This window comes from Stenotrophomonas sp. G106K1, from assembly GCF_037969685.1.
Lineage (GTDB): Bacteria > Pseudomonadota > Gammaproteobacteria > Xanthomonadales > Xanthomonadaceae > Stenotrophomonas > Stenotrophomonas lactitubi.
Genome location: NZ_JBBPFR010000034.1, coordinates 23373 through 34377, shown reverse-complemented (window position 1 = coordinate 34377; position 11005 = coordinate 23373). Strand labels below are relative to the sequence as shown.

8 protein-coding genes are annotated in these 11005 nt (G+C 64.6%); 2 read left to right on the top strand and 6 right to left on the bottom strand.

Annotated elements, in window-relative coordinates; translation table 11 throughout:
• Positions 1 to 350: 350 nt before the first annotated feature.
• The 3 genes from WKB25_RS20180 to WKB25_RS20170 form a co-directional block, all read right to left on the bottom strand.
• The gene (locus WKB25_RS20180; protein ID WP_340572636.1) at positions 351 to 818 is read right to left on the bottom strand and encodes a hotdog fold domain-containing protein; all 468 of its coding nucleotides are present in this window, start codon (positions 816 to 818) and stop codon (positions 351 to 353) included.
• Positions 819 to 890: 72 nt separating this feature from the next.
• On the bottom strand, positions 891 to 3368 hold the full coding sequence (locus WKB25_RS20175; protein ID WP_340572635.1) for an acyl-CoA dehydrogenase: 2478 nt from the start codon (positions 3366 to 3368) through the stop codon (positions 891 to 893).
• On the bottom strand, positions 3365 to 4282 hold the full coding sequence (locus tag WKB25_RS20170) for an alpha/beta fold hydrolase (protein ID WP_340572634.1): 918 nt from the start codon (positions 4280 to 4282) through the stop codon (positions 3365 to 3367). Before WKB25_RS20170 ends, WKB25_RS20175 begins: the two co-directional genes overlap by 4 nt.
• 142 nt (positions 4283 to 4424) lie before the next feature.
• Here WKB25_RS20170 and WKB25_RS20165 point away from each other — a divergent pair, with 142 nt between their 5' ends.
• On the top strand, positions 4425 to 5027 hold the full coding sequence (locus WKB25_RS20165) for a TetR/AcrR family transcriptional regulator (RefSeq protein WP_025877807.1): 603 nt from the start codon (positions 4425 to 4427) through the stop codon (positions 5025 to 5027).
• A 136-nt stretch (positions 5028 to 5163) separates the two neighbouring features.
• Here the strand turns inward: WKB25_RS20165 and WKB25_RS20160 are convergent, their stop codons facing one another.
• From WKB25_RS20160 to WKB25_RS20150, 3 genes are all read right to left on the bottom strand, one after another.
• A complete protein-coding gene (locus tag WKB25_RS20160) occupies positions 5164 to 7920 on the bottom strand; it encodes a TonB-dependent receptor (RefSeq protein WP_340572633.1) in 2757 nt (918 codons plus the stop codon).
• A 376-nt stretch (positions 7921 to 8296) separates the two neighbouring features.
• Positions 8297 to 9151 carry a hypothetical protein gene (locus WKB25_RS20155; RefSeq protein WP_340572632.1) on the bottom strand — a complete coding sequence of 285 codons (855 nt, stop codon included), beginning with the start codon at positions 9149 to 9151 and terminating at the stop codon, positions 8297 to 8299.
• Positions 9152 to 9271: 120 nt separating this feature from the next.
• Positions 9272 to 10165 carry an Hsp33 family molecular chaperone HslO gene (locus tag WKB25_RS20150; RefSeq protein ID WP_340572631.1) on the bottom strand — a complete coding sequence of 298 codons (894 nt, stop codon included), beginning with the start codon at positions 10163 to 10165 and terminating at the stop codon, positions 9272 to 9274.
• Positions 10166 to 10242: 77 nt separating this feature from the next.
• Between WKB25_RS20150 and mtgA the strand changes: the two genes are divergently transcribed.
• On the top strand, positions 10243 to 10992 hold the full coding sequence (gene mtgA, locus WKB25_RS20145) for a monofunctional biosynthetic peptidoglycan transglycosylase (protein WP_265952322.1): 750 nt from the start codon (positions 10243 to 10245) through the stop codon (positions 10990 to 10992).
• The last annotated feature ends 13 nt before the right edge of the window (positions 10993 to 11005 follow it).

Sequence of the window (11005 nt, the reverse complement as noted above, 5' to 3'; positions counted from 1 at the left end):
GCCCCTGCACGGCCCACCCGCCCCACCCCTGACAGTTTCCGTGCGCGGCCAGCCCACGGAGAAGAAAAAGAAGATCAACAGCAACAGCAACAGCAACACCGAAAAGCAAAAAGCGGCCGCTGGGCCGCTTTTGCTTTTGCTCTTCTTTTTTCTCTTGCGTGGGTGGACGCCGCAGAGATCTGTCAGGGGCCGGAGGGGTGGGATGCGCAGGGGCGTAAGCGCCGTGGATGGCGCGCCCGAGCCTACAGGGACGTATTCACGGCGTCCCCTGGGCATCCCAGCCCTCCGGCTCAACCCATGACCCGCTTCCAGCGACCAACCCACGAGGGGCTGCGCCGTTCGCGGGAACATCACTTCGCCGGCGACACCCACATGTCGATGACCGCACTGAATACCTCCGTGCCCGCGCGGTCGCGCACACTCACCGTCACCGGCAACGCGTAGCCCTCGGCCGCCACCACGATCGGCTGCGCCGGCAACGCCGTCGCGTGCAGCGTGCCGCGGGCCTTGGCCAGATAGCGCACCTGCATCCCCTTGGGGATCCAGCGCATGCCCTTCGCCAGCGACGCATCGACCATCAGCCCGGCGGTCAGCTCGGCCAGATTGCACATCGCGATCGCGTGCACCGTACCGATGTGGTTGCGCACCTTGCGGCGGTCGGCGAGCGTGCCCTCGCAGCGGCCGTTCTCGAGGAGAGTGATGCGCGGGGTGATGCTGGCGAAGTAGGGCGCCTTGAAGCACACCGCGCGCGAGAACAACCAGTTGCCGGCAGGCCAACGCTGCAGGCGGTGGTAAAGCGAGAGCAGGGACGTGGACATGGCGGTTTCCGTTCGGCGGACAAAGCGACGGCGGGCCAGGCCCGCCGTCGAGGCAACGCGTGTCGCGGGCGATCAGGCCGCCTGCGAGTGCGGGTCCTTGTTCTGGCGGTCGTAGTAGCTGGCCGCGCGCAGTTCGTGGGTGTCGAAGTCGTCCACGGTGATGGTGTCCAGGGTCAGCGTACGCAGCTCTTCCAGCAGGCTGCGCTCGTCCTGTGTGATCACGCCTTCGGCCACGGCTTCGTCGAGCTGGCTGTTGAAGTCCAGCGCTTCGATGCCCTTGCTCTTCAGCGCCTTCAGGAACTTGCGCTCCACCGGCTCGGCCATGATCGCCTTGCTCAGGTAGCTGTTGATGCGACCACCCGGGTTGTTCTCGCACGGGGTCAGGAACACACCGCTGGCGAGGCGGTCGCGGGCTTCGTTCGGCGCCATCAGCAGCGCAGCCACGCGACGGCTCAGGCGGTCGCCCGGGGCCTCGGCACGACGGCCCAGCGGGAAGATCAATGCCCACATCAGCCAGCCGATCGGACGGATCGGGAAGTTGCGCAGCGCGGCCGACAGCGATTCCTCGATCTTGTGCACGCTGTCATGGAAGGCCCAGGCCAGCAGCGGCTGGTCGGCCTGCGGCGCGCCTTCGTCGTGGTAGCGCTTGAGCATGGCGCTGGTCATGTAGACATGGCTCAGCACGTCGCCCAGGCGGCCGGACAGCGATTCCTTGAACTTCAGCTTGCCGCCGAGCGTCATCATCGAGATGTCGGCCATCAGCGCCAGGTTGGCCGAGTAGCGGTCCAGCTTGCGGAAGTAGCGGCGGGTGTAGGCATCGCCCGGGGCGGCACCGAAGCGCGCGCCGGTCAGGCCGAACCAGAACGAACGCACGGCATTGGAGATGCCATAGCGGATGTGGCCGAACAGGCTGCGATCGAAGTCCTGCAGGCCGGCACGGGTGTCCGGGTCCTGCGCGGCCTTCATTTCCTTCAGCACCCACGGGTGGCAGAGGATTGCACCCTGGCCGAAGATCAGCAGGCTGCGGGTCATGATGTTGGCGCCTTCCACCGTGATGGCGATCGGCGCGGCCTGCCAGCTGCGGCCGGCGAAGTTGCGCGGCCCCAGGATGATGCCCTTGCCGCCGATCACGTCCATCATGTCCGAGATCACTTCGCGGCTCATGTTGGTGCAGTGGTACTTGGCGATCGCCGACGGCACCGACGGCACGTCACCACGGTCCACAGCGGCAGCGGTGGCCTGCGACAGCGCGCTGATCTTGTACGCCTTGCCGCCGATGCGGGCCAGCGCTTCTTCCACGCCTTCGAAGCGGCCGACCGACAGGCCGAACTGCTTGCGGATGCGCGCATAGGCGCCGGTCACTGCGGCACCGGCCTTGGCACCGCCGCTGGCGGTGGAGGGCAGGGTGATCGAGCGACCCACGGCCAGGCACTCGTTGAGCATGTTCCAGCCCTTGCCGGCCATCGCAGCGCCACCGATCAGCTGGGTCAGCGGAATGAACACGTCCTTGCCGCGGATCGGGCCGTTCTGGAACGTCGAGTTCAGCGGGAAGTGGCGACGGCCGATTTCAACGCCGGCGGTCTCGCGCGGCAGCAGGCCCAGGGTGATGCCGATGTCGCGGGTCTGGCCGATCAGGCCATCCGGATCGTACATGCGGAAGGCCAGGCCGATCAGCGAGGCGACCGGGGCCAGGGTGATGTAACGCTTGTCGAAGGTCAGCTTGACGCCGAGCACCTGCTCGCCATTCCACTCGCCCTTGCAGACGATGCCGTAGTCGGGAATGGAGGTGGCATCGGAGCCGGCGAACGGACCGGTCAGGCCGAAGCAGGGCACTTCGCGGCCATCGGCCAGGCGCGGCAGGTACTGGTCCTTCTGTTCCTGGGTGCCGTAATGCACCAGCAGTTCACCCGGGCCCAGCGAGTTCGGCACGCCGACGGTCGAGCTGACCACCGAGGACACCGAGGCCAGCTTCTGGATCACCTTGTGGTGGGCCAGTGCGGAGAAACCCAGGCCGCCGTATTCCTTCGGAATGATCATCCCGAAGAACTTGTTCTTCTTGATGAAGCTCCACAGTTCCGGCGGCAGGTCGGCATGGACGTGGGTGATTTCCCAGTCGTTGACCATCTTGCACAGCTCTTCAACCGGGCCATCGAGGAAGGCCTGCTCTTCAGCAGTCAGCTGCGGCTTGGGGTAGTTCAGCAGGATGTTCCAGTCCGGGTCACCGGTGAACAGTTCGCCTTCGAAGCCGACCGAGCCGGTTTCCAGGGCGATGCGCTCGGTCTGCGACAGCGGCGGCAGCACCTTGCGGAACACCTTCATCATCGGGCCGGTCAGCAGCGGCTTGCGGATGAACGGCAGCAACAGCGGCACGGCGATCACGGCCAGTACGGCGGCAGCGACGATCGTGGCGGTCTGGTTGACGTAGGGAATGAACCAGCAGGCGACCAGCAGGGCCACGCTGATCAGCGTCCAGGTCAGCAGGCGCATGCGGTGGTAGGCAACGAACGCGCCTGCCAGCAGCAGGGCGAGGAAGGGAATGACGAGGCTCATGAGCGTGCTCCGGTGACGTGCTCGTTTATGGCGGACGAAGCTGCAGCATCCGCTGCGGGCAACACGTCCAGATAGTCCAACACAGTAGCGGTAAAGGCGTCGTTGTCATCACCGGCGACCATGTGCGTGGCCTGCGGCAACTGTACGTGGCGCGCGTGCGGCGCCAATGCCAGGAATTCGGCCACCGTCTGCGGGGTGACCAGGTCGCTGCGGCCACCGCTGACCAGCAGCAGGGGGCACTTCACCTGGCGCGCGGCCTCGGCCAGTGCATCCTGGTGCTGCTCGCTGTCGCGGGCCAGTTCGGCCACCAGGCGCGGGTCCCAATGCCAGCGCCAGCGGCCGTGGCCATCGTCGCGCAGCAGGGCGCGCAGTGAATCCTCGGATTTGCGCGGGCGGTGCGGCACATAGGCCGAAATCACATCGGCAGCCTGCGACAGCGAGGCGAATCCTTCCGGGTGCGCGGTCATGAAGGCGAGGATGCGTTCGACGCCAGCAGTGTCCCAGCGCGGGGTGATGTCCACCAGCACCATCGCCGAGAACAGCCCGGGCCAGCGTGATTCGGCCAGCAGGCCGAACAGGCCCCCCATCGAGGCGGCCACCAGCACCGGCGGTCGCGGCTGCTCGCCGGCCAGCACGATCAGGTCATCAGCGAACTGCTCGCCGTGATAGGCCAGACCGGGCGCGTTCCAGTCGGAATCGCCATGACCGCGCGCGTCGTAGGCCAGGGTGTGCAGGCCGGCGGCCGACAGTGCCTTGGCCGTGGTCGTCCACGCATGGCGGGTCTGGCCAAAGCCGTGCGCGAACAGCACGCGACCGCGACGGCCGACAGTACTGGCGGTCGCAGCCAGCGAGGCGCCATGGGCAGCCTCCAGACGCAGGTCATGGAATGCAGCGGGAGTAGGGGACATAACCATACTCGCTAGTATGGATTGCTTCGACAGGATGTCAATACTGTGCGGTATGGTGCGCTGCAGGAATCCTCTCTGGCCCGGCTGTCGACGGTTTCGGCCGCAACCGCGTACTGCAACGAACCTCGGCGTATGGTTAAATCAGCGAATGAATCAACCTGACGCTTCCGCCGGCGAACCGCGCGCCGGCCGCAACAGCCGCCTGAGTGCCGAAGACTGGGCCCAGGCGGCCCTCGATCTGATTGCCGAGCAAGGTGTGAGTGCCGTCGCGGTGGAGCCGCTGGCGCGCCGCCTTGGCGTGACCAAGGGCAGTTTCTACTGGCACTTCCCCTCGCGTGATGCGCTGCTGCAGGCAGCGCTGGAGCGCTGGGAACTGTTCGAGCAGGAACAGGTGTTCGGCAGCCTGGAAGACGTGCCAGACCCGCGCGTGCGCCTGCGCCAGCTGTTCCAGATGGTGGCGCACGAAGTGCAGCCGCACATCATCTACAGCGAACTGCTGAAGGCGCTGGACCATCCGATGGTGCGGCCGGTGATCGACCGTGTGTCGCAACGCCGACTCGATTACCTGATCGCCTCGTTCCGCCAGGCGGGCCTGAGCTCGACCGATGCACGCCACCGCGCACGCTTGGCCTATGCGGCCTACGTAGGCTTCCTGCAGCTGTCGTTGCAACTGCAGCAGCCCAAGCAGGCGCGCGAGGATTTCGAGGCGTATGTCGAGCACTTGATCGACACCCTGATTCCGAACGGCTGAGCGTTCTTCATCGCTGGATGCTGAAGGCCGCGGCAATGCCGCGGCCTTTTTCGTTGGTGTTGACGCCAGCAACGAACGTACAAAAAACAACGGCCCCTTTCGGGGCCGTTGCTGCGTCAGCTGATCAGTGGATCGATCAGAACTTCTGCTTGTACTGCATGTACATGTAACGGCCCGGCAGGTCGTACTGCGGGTCGAACATGTTGTAGGAGACCGAGTACGAGACCGGCGGATCCTTGTCCCACACGTTGTTCAGGCCGACCATGATGGTGCCCTTCCACGGAGTGTTGTAACGGAACTGGATGTCGTGGTAGGTGGTCGCGCCCATGTGGTTCTTGCCGTTCTGGCCATCGGAGCAGTAGCCCACCAGGTCGGCGTCACCCACCGGATCGAACGGGCAGTCTTCGGTCATGCCCGACTTGTAGCGCAAGCCGTAGTTGACGCCGAAATCGCCGTACGACCAGTCGACGTACAGGTTGGAACGGACACGCCAGTACGGATCCTGGTCGAGGTAACGACCAGCGCGGCCGTCCAGCGGTGCATCTTCGGTCGACTTCGTATCCCACTTGGACAGGTAGGTGCCGTCCAGGCTGATGGTGAACTGACCGAACGAGGTTTCCGGCAGCTTGTACAGGATGCCCAGATCCCAGCCCTCCACCTTGTACGACGACAGGTTCTGCAGCGGCATGTCGACGTTGGTGATGGTGTAGCGCTGGGTGGCAGTGCCGTAGTTCGGATCACGGGTGATCAGGCCACAGTAGGCTGCTTGTTCCTGCGGGGAGCCACCGTAGCAGCGATCCATGATGTCCTGGATCGCCGGGCGGGTGATCGCGTCTTCGATCTTGATCTGCCACCAGTCCAGGGTCACGTTCAGGCCCTGCACGAAGCTCGGGCTCCACACCAGGCCCAGCGTCTTGCTGGTCGAGGTTTCCGGCTTCAGATCCGGATTCGACTTCCAGGTGAACGCTTCCGGGGTCTGCTTGTTGGCACCGCTGCCGGCACCCGGCTGCTGGAAGTTCGCCGGTACGCCTTCAGCGGCGCACTGTGCAGCCACCGCACCGGTACGACGACCGCTGGAGGCCGAGCAAGGATCGGCATAGGTTTCGAACGAATCGGCGTCGCCGCGATACAGGTTGTTGATGCTCGGCGCGCGGAAGCCTTCGGAGTAGTTACCACGCACCATCAGGTCATCGATCGGCTTCCAGCGGAAACCGAACTTGTTGTTGGTGGTGTTACCGAAGTTGCTGTAGTCGGAGAAGCGCGAGGCGATGCTCAGGTCCAGCAGCTTCGCGCCCGGCAGGTCAGCCAGAATCGGGATCGACAGTTCCAGGAAGAACTCGTCCAGGTCGTAGGAGCCCTTGGTCGGTGCCGCACCGTTGCCGGTGCTCAGGCCAGCGGCAATGAACGCGTCCGGATCGAACTGGCCACTTTCCTTACGGCCTTCATAGCCTGCTGCGAAGCCCAGCGCACCTGCCGGCAACTGCACGATTTCACCGGAGATGTTGGCGTAATAGCTCTTGGAAACCAGGCTGGCCGAGTCATGCGCGGTGAAAGAGGCGTAGTCCAGTGCTTCCTGCGAGATCGAGCCCAGCCCGCCCAGCGGATTCATCGGCACGCAGCCTGGAATGACAGCGCCGCCTGCGGTCAGACAGACAGCCTGGCCGCCCTGAATGGCCGACGGACCATAGGCTTCGTTCAAGCGCTGGACGTTGAACAGGCCATACGTCAGATCATTTTGGTCGGTCTTGTCGTAACGGTAGCCGACGTCCCAGTCGAAGTTGCGATCAGCGAATTCGAAGAAGCCTTCGAAGCCACCGTAGAAGTGCCAATTCTTGACATTCTGGTTAAACGAGCGGCCGCCGGTCTCATTGAAACGGCGATTCACACCGGTCAGATCCTCACCGTACGGGTTGTAGATGCTGCTGGCGCTCAGGCGACGGCCGGTCACCGGCATTGCCGCGAGCAGCTGTTCGGACTTGCGCTCGTTGTACATCGCCTCGGTGCGGAAGATGACGTTGTCGGTGATGTTGTACGAGCCGGTGGCGAACAGCGAGGTGCGCTCGTTCGGGGTCAGCAGGTAGTTGTCCGGCGAAGTGTTGTAGCCGTGGACATTGGCGTCGAACAGGGTTTCAACGCCATTGATGATGACGTAGCGCTCGTCATTGCGGATATAGGAGCCCGGGATGCCGGTGCCGCTCTGGCCGCCGAAGAACGGGGGGCCGCCGGCGGAGATCTTGCGATCACCTGCCATGACTTCCTTTTCGTTCACATAGGACACACCCAGCACCAGCGATGCGCGATCGGTGGTGGTGCCAATGGTGAAGTCAGCCGCTTCACGCTCGCCGTCGCCAGCGCTGTACTGGCCCTTGTAGAAGTTCGCTTCGGCGCCGTCGAAGTTCTGCTTGGTGATGATGTTCACCACGCCGGCGATGGCGTCCGAACCGTAGATGGTCGAAGCACCGTCCTTCAGGACGTCGATGCGCTCGATCATCGCGGTCGGGATGGTGTTCAGGTCGACGCTGCCGTCCAGACCGGTGGTCCAGCGGCGACCGTTGACCAGCACCAGGGTGCGCTCGGCGCCCAGGTTGCGCAGGCTGACGCCGGCCGAACCGTCACCGCCATTGTTGAAGGTGCGGTTCAGTGCGGCACCGTTGGCGGCAACGCGCTGCAGGATGTCGGCAACCGAGGTCACGCCCTGCTTTTCGATGTCGGCACGGGTCAGGCTCAGCACCGGCTGCGAGGTTTCGATGTCGGTGCTCTTGATGCGCGAACCGGTCACCGAGATGCGATCCAGGTTGGTCGCTTCCTGCGCCTGGGCCGTTACGGACGTCGCCGCACCGGCGATCAGCGCGACGACGACAGCGTCACGCAGCTTGTTGGACTGGAAATTCATTGGCTCTCTCTCTCCAAGAAATCTTGGCTGGGGTAGTGCCTGCGCGGCGAAGTCCAAAAGAGGGCTCCAAAATCGCGAGGCTGAATCGATAGTAACGGGCCTTCGCCAAAAATTAAAGCTGCGTTAATTCACGCTGTGGTTACGCCTGAATGCGCTTTGATTTCTTTTAATTCAAGGGGTTATCTGGATGCGTGCAGGGGCGCGACCACATCTGCCAGCTTCCGAGGCACAAAAAAGTTTCAGTTGATGCATGTCGTGATGTATCCGTATGTAACAGACGCGTGCTTTTCGCACTTGACAGATGTGTCCAGAAACAATTCGGGCGCCCCAAGGCGCCCGATGTTGAACACAGCTTGTTTTACCAGTCGATGAGCGACTACAGATCCTGCTCGTAGCGCACATACGGCACGGTGCCGTCATCGTTGCTTTCGTTGCGCGGGGAGAACGGGTTCTTGCCACGGCTGATGACGTTCTCCGCACCGACCGTGAGCTGGCCGGACCACGGGGTGCGCCAGGTCAGGCCGATGCCCAGGCCTTCCCATTTGCCGGGCTTGCCGGGAACGTCAACCACGCGGCCGATGATGCTGCCACTGAAATTGCCGTAGCCGGCGCCCAGGCTCAGGCTCTTGCTGTCCCAGCGGTCGACGATGGCCGGAGAGGCGTCAGCCAGGGGTACCAGGCGTGCCTTGGCATACGTGCCGGCGATGGAGACAAAGCCTTCGCGACCGATGTTCTTCTGTGCGAACACGGTCAGGTCATTCTGTTCGGCGCGCAGCGAGGGGGTCTTGCTGGGCGTCGCCAGCCAGGCGGGCAGGGTCTCGCGACCGGTGCCGGCAGTGATTCCCAGGCGGCCGGTGCCACGGTTGAGTGCGGCGGTGCCGGTCAGGCGCCGGTTGGAGCCGATGGCGTCATCGTCGTCACCCAGGCTGGCCAGCATGCAATGGCTCGCCAGTCCGCTGATGCTCGAACCGCTGCTGCTGCTGCACAGCAGGCCCAGCGAGTCGCCCGAGGACAGGCCGAACGCAGCATCGAGCGAATTGCGGCCGAAATGCCAGCGTGCGCCGACGGCCTGTTCACCGGTCGGCTCCAGGTACAGCAGGGCCTCGACCTTGCCACTGCCCTTGTTCCAGACCGGGATCACGGTGCGGGTGTCCTTGCTCTGCGCATGCACGCCCGTGATCGCGCCAAGGGCGATCAGCAGGGCCAGCGGTAGACGCAGGAAGGTACGCATCGGACCAGTTCAGACAGTGACGGACAGTGAAAGTTCCCGCTGGGGCGGGAACTCGATCCTAGGGTGTTTATGAATTCTTAACAAGCCTTGTTCCTCCCCAGATACAAGACTCATTCTTTTTTACTGAAGACGTTCAGGTGCCGGTACAGCCCCCTTGGCACCGTGGAACAGTATGCCGAACTCCGTCAACGGAAAGTGATACTCCTGTCCGCAGAATTCGCAACGTACGTCCACCGCACCGGTGTCTTCGGCAGCGGCACGCGCCTCTTCCTCGCCCAGCGAGAACAGCATCGAGGCGACCCGTTCACGCGAGCAGGAGCAGGCGAAGGACAGCGCCTTGTCACCTACCAGCTCCGCCTTCTCCTCGTGGAACAACCGGTGCAGCAGCTCCTCGGCCGGGGTGGCCAGCAGCTCGGCCTTGCCCAGGGTGTCGAACAGCGCGCTGGCGCGGGCCCAGCCGTCGTCGTCGCCCTCGTCGCCTGGCAGCTTCTGCAGCAGCAGGCCGGCAGCGCCGTCGCGGTCGGCGGCCAGCAACAGGCGCGTCGGCAACTGCTCGGACTGGCGGAAGTAGTCCTCGAACGCTTCATCCAGTTCCGGCGCGGTCAGTGCGACCAGGCTCTGGTAGCGCTGCGGTTCGCGCGGATCCAGGCCCGGGTTCTCGATGGTGATGGCCAGCAGCGAGTCCTGGCCCAGGTCGGTCAGGTCGCGGGGGGCGTCACCGCCTTCGGCCAGCTGGACGATGCCGCGCAGGGTGCCGGCGGCAGTGCATTCGGCGAACAGCGTGCGCAGGGCGGTGTTGCTGCGCAGCTGGATCGACAGGCGGCCGTCCACCTTGGTGTGGCCGGTGAACAGCGCCGAGGCTATGCAGGCCTCGCCGAGCAGTTCGGTGGCACTGTCCGGATACTCGCCGTGGGACTGGATGTCCTGCCAGGTGGCCTGCAGGCGCACGTGGACGCCACGGACACCGGCGTCGGGGAGCAGGAAACGGATAAGGGAATCGGATTGGGCGGTCATCGGCTCACATCGCGCGGAAACGGGGATGGTTGCCGGATAATGCGCCGACAACCAGGCATAAGAAGGATGCACCAGTAATGGGGGCAGGGGGAGAGCAGGACAAGGTAGTGGCCGCCGCCGACACGGCGCCACGTCGGCGCTGGCGCTGGAAGCGGCTGCTGTGGCTGCCGGTGCTGTTCGTGGCCTTCAGCTGCCTGCAGGTGCTGGTGCTGCGTTTCATCGATCCGCCGCTGTCCACGGTGATGGTCTGGCGTTTCGGCGAGGCACTGGGTGAAGGCGACTGGTCCTACCGGCTGCACTACCAGTGGCGGGACCTGGACCAGATGGCGCCGAGCCTTCCCATTTCGCTGGTGGCCGCCGAGGACCAGCGCTTCCCTGAGCACAGCGGATTCGATCTGCAGGCCATTGAAAAGGCGCGCGACCACAACGCGCGCGGCGGGCGCCTGCGCGGGGCCAGCACGATCAGCCAGCAGGTGGCCAAGAACCTGTTCCTGTGGCAGGGCCGCAGCTGGATCCGCAAGGGCCTGGAGGTCTGGTACACGGTGCTGATCGAAGCGTTCTGGCCGAAGCAGCGGATCCTGGAGATGTACGCCAACATCGCCGAGTTCGGCGACGGCGTGTATGGCGCACAGGCGGCGGCGCAGACATTCTGGGGCAAGGACGCCGCGCGGCTGAGTCCCGCGGAGAGCGCGCGTCTGGCGGCAGTGCTGCCGGCGCCGCGTCGCTACAACGCGGCCAAGCCCGGCCCGTACGTGCAGCGCCGTGCGGCGTGGATCCAGCGGCAGGCACGGCAGCTGGGTGGAGCGGGGTATCTGGCGGAGGACTGAGGGATGCGAGCGG